Origin of the sequence: Desulfofustis glycolicus DSM 9705 (assembly GCF_900130015.1) — a bacterium.
Lineage (GTDB): Bacteria > Desulfobacterota > Desulfobulbia > Desulfobulbales > Desulfocapsaceae > Desulfofustis > Desulfofustis glycolicus.
Window position 1 is genome coordinate 13,014 of sequence record NZ_FQXS01000031.1, and the last position, 15,003, is coordinate 28,016.

Here is a 15,003-nt window from a genome sequence, read left to right on the forward strand (position 1 = left end):
CCGGTCCAGGCGCGATCAAAGTTTAGTCCGCACCCGATCCCAACGTTTGATCTGCCAGGTCGTCCGGCCTTCTGCAATCCGATTGCCGGATTGGTCGGTAACCAGACTCTTCATACAGATGGTGACCGCGTCCTGCTCACGCAGTGGGCCGATGATCTCGTTTTCCAGTCGCTGGTTCGGCAGAAAGCTCTCGGAGACGATGCCTTCCTTGGCCTGGTAATGGTAATCCACTTCAAGGCGTCCCATGATCAGACGATAAAGCTGTGGATCAAGCCGTGACAACAGCAGGAACCCGGCCGACATCTCGGCGACGGTAGCAATGGCGCAGGCATGGATGCCGCGCACATGGTTGCGGTTGATCTGGCGGTAGGTGGCGGCGGATCGGACCATCTCCTCGGTGATGGCGACGATCCGGAACCCGTGCGGCCGGTTGAACGGGATAACTCGGCTGAGCAGCAGGTTGAGTACCAGCAGCCAGCGCGGCGAGTTTCGGGCCCGCTCGATCAGTTTCGGCAGATGCTGTATCATTTTCGTTCCCCCGGCTCTTCCCTTCGTTCGCCGCCGCGTGGCAGCGCCGCGCTATGTGCCAACCGCAGCATGATACCCCTCCTCCACCCGGGCGAACAGGCCGGCTTGCTCCAGTGAGGCGCGCAACGGCTCAGGATTTTCGAGAAAATCCTGCATGAAAATGATCTCCGATGATTTCAGATAGACATGAAAGGGGTCTTTCATCTCCGGAAAGACCTGTTCGATAATACCCGCCACCGAGTTGCGGCCGATGTGCGGCTTGAGTTGGAGCACCCGCTGCAGCGCCTTGGTTATATAGAAAGAGATAGCCGAATCGACGCTGTCGATGGACTGCCGGTGCCCGGGCAGGATGGTCTTGCCCTGCAGGCCGGCCAGTTTGACGATGCTGTCGCAATAGGCCCGGTAATTGTTGAAGCGGCCGCCGCTCTCCAGATCGATATCGAGCAGCGGCGACTGAAAAATCCCGCGCAGCAGCGTGTCGCCGGTGATCGCCCAGTCGTCCCCATGATAGACAAGATCACTCTGGGAGTGCCCCGGGCACGGCAACACCGAAATACCGAGGTACGCCGGCAGGTCTCGTTCGGCGATCAGGTACTGTTCCGGAACCGGCGGCAACAATCCGCCCCGGCGAAAAGCCTGGCTGAGTTTTTCCAGGTAATCCCGGCCAAACCCCATGCCGGCGAGCAACTCGTACATGCGCCGCATCCGCTCGTCGTGATGTATGATCTTCTGCACATCGCGATACGGTAGATAGATCGTCGCCCCGCTGGTTGCGGCGAGCCAGGCGCTCTGCCCGTAATGATCGATATGGCAGTGACTGACGAGCACGTGCCGAAGGCGGCACAGATCGAGGTTGTCCTGCAGAAACGCCCTGCCGGTATCAGTCGGCGGCCCGGTGTCGAACAACACCAACTCACCGTCATGCTCGCCGCTGTAACAGTGCACCGGGCCGACCATATAGGGGGTGTCTACGGTGTGCTGAATCGGAATCATGGCGCGCTCCCAGAGCGTGCTGTCAGGCCGGGAAGACAAAGGCCCCCGCTTCCGGCAACAGGGAGCCGGAAGCGGGGGCCACGGTTCCCGTTAACCAAACAGATATCGTTCCTCCTCGCAGGCCGCTTCGGCGAGAAGCCGCTTGGCGGCCAGCAGGCCGGTCGCGTCATACTTGGTAAAACGCCTGACGCCGGCCAGAATCATGGTCAGCGTGTCGCCCTCCTCGATATAAAAGGCACCCTTGCGGGCCGCTGAGCCTGCGGTCTCCGACGCACTGAAAGCGAACACCTTGACCGCTGCCCGGACCAGCCCCTGCTTGCGCTCACTGAAACGGGGCAGGGCCTTTTCGGCTCGCAGGACGGCGCTTTCCAGCGCGAAGATCTGGATGGCGATGTCGGCCGCCGCCATCAAGATCTCCTGTTCATCGGCAATCTTGTCCATGAACTTCTGCACCCCGGTACCGGCCAGGATCAGAAAGAGCGTCTTGAGATTTTTCAACAAGACCTTCTCGGCAACAAACGGGATGGACTCATCAAGTTCCTCGAAACTCGGGGTCATCAGCGATTCAAAGGCCTTCATCGCCTCCGCCTGCAGCGGCAATTCGCCCTTCATCGCCTTGCGCAGAATCATGCCGGGGATCAGCAGCCGGTTGATCTCGTTGGTGCCTTCGAAGATCCGGTTGATCCGCTCATCTCGGTAATAGCGCTCGGCCGGATAGTCGCTGACGAACCCGTAACCGCCGAAGATCTGCACCACCTCGTCGACGGTCTGGGCCAGAACCTCGCTGCAGAAGACCTTGGAAATGCCGCACTCCGAGGCATACTCCTCGATGCCCTTGAGATATTCGACATAGTAATTGTCGATGTCCTTGTCGATGGTGGCCAGTTTCTCATCGAGCAGGCCGGCCAACCGGTAGACCAGTGACTCCGAGGCGAAGATGGCGGCGGTCAGGTCAGCGATTTTTTCGCCGATAGCGCCGAAGCTACTGATCTTCTTCTTGAACTGAACTCGTTCATTGGCGTACTTGATGCCGGTAACCAGGGCCATTTTGGACGCACCGGTGACCGCGGCGCCGAGCTTGAAACGACCGACATTGAGCACGTTGAAGGCGATTTTGTGGCCCTTACCGATTTCACCGAGGACATTTTCCTCCGGCACTTTGCAATTGTCGAGGATGATCTGGGTGGTCGAACTGCCCTTGATGCCCATTTTCTTCTCTTCGGCCCCGACCACCAGGCCGGGAAAATCGCGCTCGACGAGAAAGGCAGTGAAATGCTGCTTGTCCACCTTGGCAAAAATCGTGAAAATCTGGGCGAACCCACCATTGGTAATGAATTGTTTGGTGCCGTTAAGCACATAGTGGCCGCCGTCTTCGGACAGCACCGCCGTCGCCTGGGCGCCGAGCGCGTCGCTCCCAGAGCCGGGTTCGGTCAGGCAATAGGCGGCGCACCACTCGCCGGAGATGATCCGGCCGAGATATTTTTCTTTCTGCTCCGGCGTGCCGTAATAGACCAGCGGCAGCGTGCCGATGCCGGTATGTGCGGAAAAAGCCACGGAGAACGAGCCGCCGTAGGAAATCTTTTCCGCCACCAGCATGCTCGAGGCCTTGTCCAGGTCCAGGCCGCCATACTCTTCCGGGGTATCCATCATCAGCAGGCCGAGGTCACCGCACTTTTTCATCCCTTCAACGACCAACTCGAAGTTCTGCTGATCGATCTCCTCCATCTTCGGGACGATCTCGTTCATCACGAACTGCTCGGTGGTCTCGGCGAACTGTTTCTGCTCGTCGCTGAAATCTTCCGGGGTAAACACCGACTCACAGGCAACATCGGCGATCAGGTATTCGCCGCCCTTCAATATCATATCAGCCATCTTTTCACCTCTTAATTACAATCTCTCGAAGATTCCAGCAGCGCCCATACCGCCGCCGATACACATGGTAACCAGACCGTAACGCGCCTTTCGACGCCCCATCTCATGGAGCAGGGTGGCAGTAATCTTGGCGCCGGTGCAACCGAGTGGATGCCCCAGTGCAATGGCTCCACCGTTGACATTGAGGATGGAACGATCAATTCCCAGCTCTTTGACTACCGCCAGGGCCTGGGCGGCAAAGGCCTCGTTAAGCTCGATCAGTCCAATGTCGCTGAGTTTCATATCGGCCATCTCGAGTACCGCCGGTATCGCTGCAATCGGACCGATGCCCATTACTTCGGGCGCCACCCCGCGAACCGCGTAAGCGATGAAACGGGCCATCGGCTCACCACCGAGCCGTTTCAGGTAGTCTTCCGAAACCACCAGCGAAAATGCGGCGCCGTCGGTCATCTGCGAAGAGTTGCCGGCGGTAACCGTTCCGCCGAGTTTGAAAGCGGGGCGCAACTTGCTCAGTGTCTCAATCGTGGTCCCGGGCCGCACCCCGTCGTCAACCACTACCTCTTCAGTAGTCCGCTTGATCTTCCCTTTTACCAGTTGCGTCTTCTCGACGGTGACCGGGATGATCTCATCGGTAAATCGACCGGCTTCGATAGCGGCCGCGGCCCTGGCATGGCTGTCGACGGCGAATTCGTCCATGGCCTGTCGATCGATGCCGTAGCGCTCGGCCACCAGTTCGGCGGTGATGCCCATGGACGAATAGGCCTCCGGCCAGTCTTCGACCAACGACGGGTTGGCGCTGTATTTCAACCCGCCGAGCGGTACGCAGGACATCGACTCGGTACCGCCGGCGACGATGCAGTCGGCCAGGCCGAGCATGACCCGCTCCGCGGCCATCGAAATAGTCTGCACGCCGGAACAACAGAAACGGTTGATGGTCTGTCCGGGAACCTCGATGGGCAGACCGGCTTTCAGTCCGGCCATTCTCCCCAGATTCATGCCCTGCTCGGCCTCCGGGAAGGCACACCCGAGATAGATGTCGTCGACGGTTGCCGGCTCGATGCCGGTCCGCTCGACAAGCCCCTTGATGGCCGTCGCTGCCAGGTCATCGGGGCGCATATCCTTGAATTTACCCTTGTTGGCCCGGCAGCCTGGCGTCCGGTAACTGGCCAGAATATAGGCTGTTTTCATATCGTAATCTCCTGAATCTTTGACTGAATGGTGAGCGCCGCCCTAGTTGCGCAGCGGCTTGCCGGTCTTGAGCATGTGCTGGATGCGTTCGGACGTCTGTTTGTTGCCGCAGAGCTTCAGGAAGTTCTCGCGTTCCAGCTTGAGCAGATACTCCTCGGTGACCGGCGTGCCCGGATTGACGTCTCCACCGCAGATGACATCGGCGATGATGCCGCCCATCTTTTCTTCATATTCGGTGATATGAGAGCCCATTTTCATATTCCACAACTGGCTCTTGATACTGGCCGCCACGCTTCGGCCCGGCACCGGTATATCGGTCAATGGCCGCGGCGGCCGGTAATTGACGGCCAGGGCCAGCACCTTCTGTTTGGCGTCGCCGATCAGCCGATCGATATTCATGGTAATCGCATCGCCGTTTCGCATATAGCCCATACCGGCCAATTCGGCAGCGCCCATCGACACCTGAGCCATCGCAATCTGCCGGAAATGTTTGAAGATGAACGGCTGGACGTCGGTGTCGTAGCGACGGGCCAGGTCCACGGCGCGAATGCACATCTCTTTGGTACCGCCGCCGCCCGGCAACAGGCCGACCCCGATCTCGACCAACCCCATATAGGTCTCGGCCGAGGGATTGATCGCATCGGCGTGCAGGCAGAATTCGCAGCCGCCGCCCAGGGTCATCCCGAACGGCGCGGCAACTACCGGTACTTTCGCGTATTTTACCGCCATGGTGGCCTTCTGGAAGGCCCTGAGCACCATGTCGACATCTTCCCAGGCGCCCTCGGCCAGGGCCACGGCAAGCAGCATCAGGTTGGCACCCACCGAGAAGTTGGCGCCGCGATTGCCGATCACCAGGCCGACGCCGTCCTGCTCGGCCCGCCGGATCGCCTTGTGCACCAGGCTCAGGATATCGCCGCTGATGGCGTTCATCTTGGAATGAAATTCGAGACAATAGACCCCGTCACCAAGATCGATGATCGAAGCACCACCGTTCTTCTCGACCTCACGGCCGCCACGCTTGAGAATCTCCAGGTTGATCTGCCCGGCGGGCTGCGGGACCGGCTGATAACCGGCGCCGAGCACGTCGTAGAATTCAAATTGTCCATCCTCGGTATACCGATAGAAGGAATCAACATTCTTCAGGGATTCGGGGATCGCCACGCCGTCCTTCTGGGCACGCTTGACGAAGGCCGACACACCGATCGCATCGAGCATCTCGAACGGCCCGAGTTCCCAGTTAAAGCCCCACTTCATCGCGTTATCGATATTGACCACGTCGTCGGCGATCTCACCGATCCGGTTGACCGTATAAATCAGTGTGTCGCGCAGGCTGCGCCAGGCATACTTGGCACCCTGATCGGCACCATTGACGACGGCGGCGATCTTACGCCGCGGATCGTCGATCTGCTTGACCATCTGCACCGAGGCGAATTTCGGTTTCTGCAACGACCGGTAGTCACCGGTCTGATAATCGTAGTAGGAGATCTGCCGTTTGCCGTCGACTTTCTCTTTCTTGTAGAAGCCCTTGCCGCTTTTGTTGCCGAGCAATCCCTGCTTGATCATCGCGTCCATGAAAGCGGGCAGCTTGAAGACATCCCGCTCCTCATCGTCGGGCAGTGCATCGTACGAGTTGGTTCCGACATGGGCCAGGGTGTCGAGACCGACCAGATCGGCGGTCCGAAAAGCGGCACTCTTGGGCCGTGCAGTGGCCGGGCCGGCAACCGAATCGACTTCTTCCACGGTCAGGCCCATCTCGACCATGTGCTGGATACCTTTGTAGATCGCGTAGACACCGATGCGGTTGGCGATAAAATTCGCCGTATCCTTCGCGTAAACGACACCCTTGCCGAGTCTCCGTTCGATGAATTCGGCCATTTCGGCGACCACCTGCCCATCGGTGTCCGTGCAGGGAACAATTTCCATCAGGCGCATATAGCGCGGCGGGTTGAAGAAATGGGTCACCAGAAAACGGCTGCGCAATTCGGCCGGCAGATCCCGGGCCATCTCGTTGACCGAAAGGCCGCTGGTATTGGTGGTCAACACCGCATTCGGACCGAGATGGGGAGCAATACGCTCGAACAGGCTCCGCTTGATCTTCATATTCTCGACCACAACTTCGATAACCCAGTCGCAATCCTTCAGCTTTTCCAGGTCATCCTCGAAGTTGCCCGTTTCGATCAGGGCACCATATTCCTTGAGATAAAACGGCGCCGGCTTCATCCGGGCCAACCCCGCCAATCCCGCCCGGGCGATACGATTGCGTACCTCGGGACTGTCTAGGGTCAATCCGCACGACGCTTCCTGCTCGGTCAGTTCCCGGGGAACGATGTCGAGCATCAGGACCTCCAGCCCGGCGTTGGCCAGGTGAGCCGCGATGGTGGCTCCCATGACACCGGCGCCCAAAACGGCTACTCGATTGATCTGCCTCATTTTTTCTCTCCATCTGTGGATGTGGTCTGGAAAACCAGCCCGTTTCCTTTCTTCATGTACATCTGGTCGACCATTTCCTTGTACTTGTTATAGATTTCTTTACGCTTCAGTTTCAATGTCGGCGTCAGCTCGCCTCCCTCGATGGTGAACTCTCCGGGGATCAAGACAAACTCCTTGATCGTCGCATACGGCGGCAGGTTCTTGTTCAACTCGGCGATGCGCTCGGTATAGAGTGCTCTGACACGGTTACTCTTTACCAACTCGTCGGTATCGAGATAGTCGAGTTCCTCCTCCCGGCTCCAGTCGATAAGACGCTCCAGATTGGGATTCAGCAGTGCCACCAGGTATGGTTTGCGGTCTCCGAAAACGATGGCTTGGGAGATGTACTTGTCGAGCTTGAGTTCGTTTTCGATCGGTTGCGGGGCAATATTCTTGCCACCGGCGGTGACGATGATTTCTTTCTTCCGATCGACGATGTATACGAATCCGTTCTCGTCGATCCGGGCAATATCGCCGGTCTTGAGCCAGCCGTCGCTAAAGATCTCGGCGGTCTTCTCCTCGCTCTTGTAATAACCGCGCATCACCTGTGGCCCCTTGACCAGCAATTCACCGTCCTCGGCGAGCTTGAGTTCGGTCATGGCGAGCGGTTTGCCCACCGAATCGAAGCGGACCGCGCCGAGATTGCACAAAGTCAGCGCCGGGCTCGTTTCGGTCAAGCCGTAGCCGTTGAAGACCGGCAGACCGATCGCCCACATGAACTCGTTGATCGTCCGGTCAAGCGGCGCGCCGCCGCAGATGAAACCGCGCAGCCTGCCGCCGAACCGATCACGGATCTTCCTGAAGACGAGACGGTCGTAGAGACGGTACTGCATCGCCAGCAGTCCATCCACCTGGCCGTCGACATACTTCTTGTTGGCATAGTCCCTGCCGACCTGCAGGGCCCGGTGGAAGATGCTTCTCCTCAGCGGACTGAGCTGATGGGCGTTTTCATGAACTCGGGAATAGATCTTCTCGAACAAACGCGGCACACTGACCATCCAGGTCGGTTGCACTTCCACCATGTTTTCCATGACTTTTTTGACATCCTCGGCAAAAGCGACGTGCTGGCCGCTGAGCAGGGTCGCGTAATAACCGGCCGTACGTTCAAGCACATGGCTGAGCGGCAGGAAACTGAGAAAGGTTTCCTGGTCTTTCAGGGCGCCCAGCTGTTTCAGCCCGATCTGGGCGTTGCTCATGATATTGTACTGGGTGAGCATGACACCCTTGGGGACCCCGGTGGTGCCGGAGGTATAGATGATCGTGATGAGATCCTGCTGGGCAATCTGATCGATCATCCTTTCGATCTCAACCTTCTCTTCCGGGAGCAGCGGTTCGCCTGCCTCGGAGAGCTGATATTGGGTATAGACCGGGAACGAACGGTCGCCGATAAAACGCTCGTAGGAAATGACCAGCTCGACACCGGGGATCTCGTCGCGGACTTCCAGCAGCTTCTCGTATTGCGCCTTGGTCGAGACGAAGACGATCTTCGCCCCACAGTGGTTGATGATATACGCCGCCTGCTTGCCGGTATTGGTGGCATAAATGGGCACCGGGATGCCCCGGGCGCTCTGGATACCGAAATCGGAAATCGCCCAACCGAGCCGGTTCTCGGAAAAGATACAGACCGGATCTTCCGGCTTCAAGCCAACCTTGACCAATCCCCGGGCCAGCATCAGCACCCGTTCGTAGAACTCTTCATACGTCAGGGAGAGAAAGACTCCCTGCTTCTTGAAACTGACTGCCGTTTTCTTGGCGAACTGCCGGGCATTTACTTTGAGAATCGCCGGTATGGACTGGTGGGACAGGAAATCCATGATTAATCCCCTCGCAAAGAAGTGAATGGATAGAACCTGTTGGTCTCCATCGATAACGAGTTCCGATAGAAATCTCTGTATACCTCACCCTTACGTTTAAGTCAACCTGAAACAAAATACGACGCCTGACAAAACCTCTTGGCTACGCCCCTAAAGCCTGTTGGAAAAGCCGCTTACTTAATACTATATACTTGATATAAAGATATTTACAGCAAATGAAAATTTTTCTCAAACCGCAAGAACACTCATCTCTTGCAGCGATATGCACGTTTTCAATTCGCTATCATCTTTACGTAAAATAACCCTTGGCCGCGCTGCTAAGCAACCGAAGATTTTCTGTTCATTGAAACGCGGCCGATGGAGCCGCCAACGTGGTGAAACGGGATTTTTGACAGATAAAGCGCGTCAGGCGTTTAGTTGCAGCCTCGATTTCGGGGAGGATGCCGGCGGGTGCCGATCACGGACGAAAGATCCCGGAGGACGGGTGCGGATCTGACCGAGGCCCGTGACTGCCGAGGAGCACACCGGCGGAGCAAGGAGGGCCGGGAGGAGCGGTCGTCAGCCGCGCCCTAGCGTGCGGCTGACCAGGGATTGCAGTTTTTGATAGTGACCCTGCCCTGCAACAGATTGCCCTTCGAGTATTCGCTGAAGATGCAGGTATTCGTCTGCGGATCGTAATTTTCGACCCACAGGTTATCGTCCTTCCAGGTCGCCGCCAAGTGGCGCTGTCCCTCGGGCACGGAGATGGTCATCACCCCGCCGTAGCGCTTGACGAACACCTGCTGCAACCGGAAGTAATAGGTGCCCCAGGCTACCAGGGCCAAAACCAGGGCCAGGGCCAGGGCAGCCTTCCACTGCTGCGCCTTGACCCCGAGACCGAAAATCACGCCGCCGATCAAAGCGATGACGGCAAACCAGTAAAGATAGGTGATCATATGCCGGACACGACGTTAAATTTTGTACTTCGAGACGAGTTCAGTCAGCTTTTCTGAGAGCCGTGACAGCTCGTCGGCAGAGGTACGGACATGCTGGCTGCTCTGCTTGACCTCAACCGAGCGCTCTTTGACCAGACCAACCGCCTCGTTCATCTGCTGGGTCATCTGGTTGCTGCTGGCAACATTCTCGTTAATCTCGGTGATTCCCTGCGACGCCTGGCTGACGTTGTTGACGATCTCGTTGGTCGTGATCGACTGCTCCTCGACCGCAGTCACGATGCCGTTGACGATCTCGTTGACATCGTTGATGACACTCGTGATCGCCTCGATATCCTTGACCGTGTCACCGGTCTTGCCCTGGATGCCGGAGATCGCCTCCTTGATCTTGCCGGTCGCCTCAGCCGTTTCCTTGGCCAGCTCTTTGATCTCATTGGCGACTACGGCAAAGCCTTTACCGGCTTCACCGGCCCGGGCCGCCTCGATGGTGGCATTTAAGGCGAGCAGGTTGGTCTGTTCGGAGATCTCGGTAATGGTCTCGGTGATCGAACCGATGGCCCGAGCCGCTTCGCCGAGTTCAACAATGGTCTGGTGCGAGCGCTTGGTGTTGGCCACCGCTTCCTCGGTGGTCTGCCGTGCCCGGGCGCTGTTTTCGGCAATCTCCTTGATCGTCGTGCCCATTTCCTCGGAGGCCGAAGCGATCATGTCCAGGTTGACCGCCGACTGCTCCATTGCGGCGGAAACCGATTGCATGTTGGCGGTGACTTCCTGGGCGTTGCCCGAGGCCTGATCGGCAATATCGGTGGTCGACTCGGCATTGCCGACCATCTGGTCGGAGATGGTCGCCAGTTCGGTCGACGATGCCGACAGCGACTGGGACGAAGAGACGATATCGCGCATCATCTCCTTGCCCTTTTCCACCATGACGCCGAGCGAATTGGTCAACTGGCCGATGGCGTCATCGACCTGGGAGGAAAAGGCGATAGTGTAGTCGCCCTCGCCGACCTTGACCGCTTTCTCGGCCAACTCTTTGAGCGGGTTGTTGATCGAGCGAACGAGAAATACCGTCAGCACGATACCGCCGGCGACCACCAGCAGACCGACCAGCAGGTTGTTGCGCAGCATCTGCACATCGAGTCCGGCAACGATATCCTGGCGGTCGATACCGACGGCCAGCGTAAGGCCCCACTCGTCGATAAATTTCTTGTAAGTGACCTTCTGGGCTCCCTGATATTCATAATCGACAAAGCCGTCCGGGTGCCCCTTGAAGATCGGATACAATTCGTAAACGTTATTATCAGGCGTCAGCGTCGGGTGGACGAGCGGGGAACCGCTCTCGTCGTAGATGAAGAAGTAGCCGGGACCGATCTTTGTCTCGCCGACGAGTTTTCTGACCTGCTCGGAGAGCATCAATTGACCGACGTAGACGGCGCCGATTATCTTATTTTCCAGGTCGCGCACCGGCTGGTAGGCCGTCAGGTACCAGTCATTGACGACATAGGCCTTGCCGCGAAACTCTTCGCCGTTCATAATGGTCTGAAATACCGGGCTATCTGACGGGATATAGGTGCCGACGGCACGCTCCCCATCGGTCTTCTTCACCGTGGTGGAGATACGCAGCAGCTTGTCGTCGACCAGCTGAAAGATCGTTGCCGAGGCCCCGGTAATGGACTCGACTCGATCGACGATATCGAACTTGTGATTGACGTATTGAATACCGGCCTGGAATTTCGGGATCTCCATGGTCACCGACTCACCGGTTTCCTGGTTGACCAGAGTCTCCTCCTCCATGGTGCTGTCGTCAAGCAGCAGTCCGCCGGTCAATCGCAACTCCTTATCCAGGATCAGCAGGTCGCCATCCAATTTTTGGCGGATATTATCATCGATGGCGGCAAGCGAATTGTAGAGCGACTGGTGAATATCCTGTACCGCCCCTTCACCAAGTTCATACAGCCCGTTCTTCGACATCCTGATTGCGTTGCCGGAGGTAATCAGGATCGACAAAACCACTACCCCGATCATTGCCACAAAGAGCTTGGTCGTAAACCGGACCCGAGTGAATCGTGAAAACATGAAGTTACTCCTCTCTTTTTAGTGTCTTCCTGCTACACGGCCCATCAACGTCCGGGTGGCAAGGCAGTTTCTTTGCAGTCTATGTTTTCCCACCACCAAATTCAAATTATTTCCGACTTATTTTTCGTCACTTCCGACAGTTCCACGAAAAACCGTGAAAAATCAAAAGAGAACACGGCGCATCATCTGGCCTTTTGGCATTGATTAAAAAATTTGATATATTTTAACGGTAGAGCCTTTTGCAAAACTTAGATTTTCGTTCAAAATCAAGGCATGCGAAAAATTTTACCACAGGCATATAGTTGATATTCCGAGGATAAAATTTTTGAGCATAACGCAGAGTTTGGGCGAAAAGATTGTTTTACAAATGGCTCGGTAGTAGGAAACATTCGACGCGTTGGGCAGCTTACGGTTACCGGCACTATTGCTTGCCAGTTGCCGGCCGGCGAGCGAATAGCCATAAGTGCGAACGGCCTGTTGTTGCTGAAAATCGGCGCGGCAGACCAGTTAACCATCTGACGGGACACGGATAATGACCGAATTCCTCACCAAAGAACGGGCGCGAAAGATCGGTGTGGTCTTCGGCGGCTCCGGCCTGGTCGGCGGCACCATGGTCAATTTTTACAAGCAGCGACGCCCCGGCCTGGCGGAGATCCTGGCACCCAGTTCGAAAAAGGTTTCACTTGGCAATTGCGTCGACATCCGCAACTACCTGATGAGCATCCGGCCGGATTTTATCATCAACGCCGGTATCACCAATATCGACGCCGGCAGCCAGCTCACCTTCGAGGTCAACTATGTCGGGGCGATCAACATCGCCCGGGCGGCGGCCGGACTGAAAATCCCCTATATCTTCTTTAGTTCCGCAGCAACGCTGCCCGAGGGCAACAACTTGCGGGAAGAGAATCAGGTGGAGATTTCCGCCTCTCTGAGCAATTACGCCAAGTCCAAATTGATGGCGGAAAAAACACTGGCCTACATGCACCAGCACGAGGGACTCGATTACTCCTGCATCAGGTTGTCCATCGTTTACGGGCGGCACGACCATAAGATCCAGGGCTTTCATCGGCTGCTTTTTTCCGTCGCCGACGAATCGATGCCATGCCTCTTCACCACCAGAGGTGCCAGACATTCCTACTCCAATGTCCGCAAATTGCCGTATCTGGTCCAGCACATGCTGGAAAACCGCGCGGAATTCAGCGGCAGGACCCTGCATTTCGTCGATCCGCAGCCGGTGGAGTTGGCCGACCTCATCCTGACCATCAGAAATCAGCTGCACCTGAAACGGCCGAAAAAGATCTTCGTTCCGTATGCTCTGGCCAAGACCGGGAAAAACAGTGTGCGGGTGATTCTTCGGTTGCTGACCCGGCTGGGCATGAAGGCGACGCTGCCGCCGGAATTGATGTTTCTCGGTGCTTTTTATCGGACCCAGACCCTCTCCTGCCGCCGTCTGGCTGAATCGAGCTTTGTCGATCCGTTTCCGGAAGAAACCGTCTACTCCAGGCTGCCGGTCATCCTCAGGTACTATCTGCAGCGCTGGAGCCAGCAGAACCTGATCACGTCATTTGACGACCGATTCCACTTCGACGACACCGTCAAACACAATTTCCAGCACAACCCGCAGGCGCTGCTCGACTCTATCCACGGCGATGCCACCGCTCCCTTCAAAGAGCAAGACGGGCCATTACCATACGAATCGGATTGGCGTGAATAAATCACACGCCGCCGGGGTCGCCTTTTCATTCCAGTCGTGAGCGGGAATCATCCATAGTGAGCGGGGGACAGGTTGAAACCTGTCCCCCGTTGGTTGTGATTGTCCCGCCGTTATTTGTGATTTAGCGATAGGCGGCCAGGCCGGTCACCTGCTCACCGATAATCAGCGTGTGAATGTCATGGGTGCCTTCGTAGGTGTAGACCGATTCGAGATTGGCGGCATGACGCATGATCGGATACTCTCCCATGATGCCGTTGGCGCCGAGTATGGTCCGGGCGGAATGACAAATCTCCCGGGCGCAGTGCACATTGTTCATCTTGGCCATTGATACCTGCTGCGGCGTCGCCGCCCCCCGGTCTTTACGGCGCCCAAGATGCAGCGCGAGCAATTGCGCCTTGGTCAACTCGGTAACCATCTCCGCCAGTTTTTTCTGCTGGAGTTGGAAACCGGCAATCGGCCGGTCGAACTGTACTCGGTGCTGCGCATAATCGAGCGCCGTCTGGTAGCAATTGTCGGCGGCGCCGAGCACCCCCCAGGCAATCCCGTAGCGGGCTTGCGTCAGACAACTGAGCGGGCCCTTCAGGCCCAGGACTCCTGGTAATAGGCTCCGTTCTTCGTCGACCACGACGTTGTCAAAAACCAGTTCCGAGGTCACCGAGGCGCGCAAGCTCCATTTGTTTTTCATCTGTGGAGCGGAAAAGCCCGCCGTCCCTTTTTCCACGAGAAAACCGCGCACGCCTTCATCGGTCATCGCCCAGACCAGCGCCACGTCGGCGATGCTGCCGTTGGTGATCCACATCTTTGCTCCGTTGATGCGCCACCTGCCGCCCGCTTCCCGCCGGGCCCGGGTCCGCATGCCACCCGGGTTGGAGCCGAAATCGGGCTCGGTCAGACCAAAGCAGCCAATCGCCTCGCCGGCGGCCATCTTCGGCAGCCAGAAGCGCTTCTGCTCCTCGCTGCCATAGGAAAAAATCGGGTACATGACCAACGAGCCCTGGACTGACGCCATGGAGCGCAACGCCGAATCGCCCCGCTCCAGTTCATACATCAGCAGGCCGTAGGCAACATACGACAATTCGGCGCAGCCGTATTCCTCGGGCAGGGTCGGCCCGAAGAAGCCGAGCCGTCCCATGGCCGGCACCAGGTGGTGGGGAAACGTCTCCTGCTGGGCATGCTCGTCGATAATCGGCATGACCTGTTCGTTGACAAAGGCCCGGGCCGTCTCTCTGACCAGTTTTTCCTCATCTTCCAGCAAATCCTGAAAACCCATGAAATCAGTTAGTTCGCTGACCATCTGCATTGTTCTCTCCTGACTGTGCGGACACCACGCCACTATGCTTCCGGGCGATCGGTTCACGCGTGTTTCTGTCAAATCAAGGTGGCCTCACCTGCTATTTTGTGGCTATACTATACGCGGCAC

Annotated in this window: 10 protein-coding genes; 1 reads left to right on the plus strand and 9 read right to left on the minus strand. The window is 57.3% G+C overall.

The annotated features are described in order from the left end of the window. Nucleotides 1-15: 15 nt before the first annotated feature. The 8 genes from BUC26_RS18825 to BUC26_RS18860 all read right to left on the minus strand — a co-directional run bounded on the left by BUC26_RS18825 (nucleotide 16) and on the right by BUC26_RS18860 (nucleotide 11,869). Nucleotides 16-528, minus strand: coding sequence for a PaaI family thioesterase (locus BUC26_RS18825; protein WP_073378575.1), 513 nt, complete (start codon nucleotides 526-528; stop codon nucleotides 16-18). A 51-nt stretch (nucleotides 529-579) separates the two neighbouring features. Next, the gene (locus BUC26_RS18830; protein ID WP_073378630.1) at nucleotides 580-1,521 is read right to left on the minus strand and encodes an MBL fold metallo-hydrolase; all 942 of its coding nucleotides are present in this window, start codon (nucleotides 1,519-1,521) and stop codon (nucleotides 580-582) included. A gap of 90 nt (nucleotides 1,522-1,611) precedes the next feature. After that, nucleotides 1,612-3,393, minus strand: coding sequence for an acyl-CoA dehydrogenase family protein (locus tag BUC26_RS18835; RefSeq protein ID WP_073378577.1), 1,782 nt, complete (start codon nucleotides 3,391-3,393; stop codon nucleotides 1,612-1,614). Nucleotides 3,394-3,408: 15 nt separating this feature from the next. Next, a complete protein-coding gene (locus BUC26_RS18840) occupies nucleotides 3,409-4,581 on the minus strand; it encodes a thiolase family protein (RefSeq protein WP_073378579.1) in 1,173 nt (390 codons plus the stop codon). A 42-nt stretch (nucleotides 4,582-4,623) separates the two neighbouring features. Next, nucleotides 4,624-7,011: a 3-hydroxyacyl-CoA dehydrogenase/enoyl-CoA hydratase family protein gene (locus BUC26_RS18845; RefSeq protein WP_073378581.1), complete on the minus strand. Its 2,388-nt coding sequence runs from the start codon at nucleotides 7,009-7,011 to the stop codon at nucleotides 4,624-4,626. Further along, nucleotides 7,008-8,864: an AMP-dependent synthetase/ligase gene (locus tag BUC26_RS18850; RefSeq protein WP_073378583.1), complete on the minus strand. Its 1,857-nt coding sequence runs from the start codon at nucleotides 8,862-8,864 to the stop codon at nucleotides 7,008-7,010. Before BUC26_RS18850 ends, BUC26_RS18845 begins: the two co-directional genes overlap by 4 nt. Nucleotides 8,865-9,433: 569 nt before the next feature. Next, nucleotides 9,434-9,799, minus strand: coding sequence for a hypothetical protein (locus BUC26_RS18855; RefSeq protein WP_073378585.1), 366 nt, complete (start codon nucleotides 9,797-9,799; stop codon nucleotides 9,434-9,436). A 15-nt stretch (nucleotides 9,800-9,814) separates the two neighbouring features. Continuing rightward, nucleotides 9,815-11,869, minus strand: a complete 2,055-nt coding sequence (locus BUC26_RS18860; protein ID WP_073378588.1) for a methyl-accepting chemotaxis protein — start codon at nucleotides 11,867-11,869, stop codon at nucleotides 9,815-9,817. Nucleotides 11,870-12,401: 532 nt separating this feature from the next. Between BUC26_RS18860 and BUC26_RS18865 the strand changes: the two genes are divergently transcribed. Beyond that, nucleotides 12,402-13,583, plus strand: coding sequence for an NAD-dependent epimerase/dehydratase family protein (locus tag BUC26_RS18865; RefSeq protein WP_073378590.1), 1,182 nt, complete (start codon nucleotides 12,402-12,404; stop codon nucleotides 13,581-13,583). Nucleotides 13,584-13,704: 121 nt separating this feature from the next. Here the strand turns inward: BUC26_RS18865 and BUC26_RS18870 are convergent, their stop codons facing one another. Continuing rightward, nucleotides 13,705-14,883, minus strand: a complete 1,179-nt coding sequence (locus BUC26_RS18870; protein WP_073378592.1) for an acyl-CoA dehydrogenase family protein — start codon at nucleotides 14,881-14,883, stop codon at nucleotides 13,705-13,707. Nucleotides 14,884-15,003 lie beyond the last annotated feature (120 nt).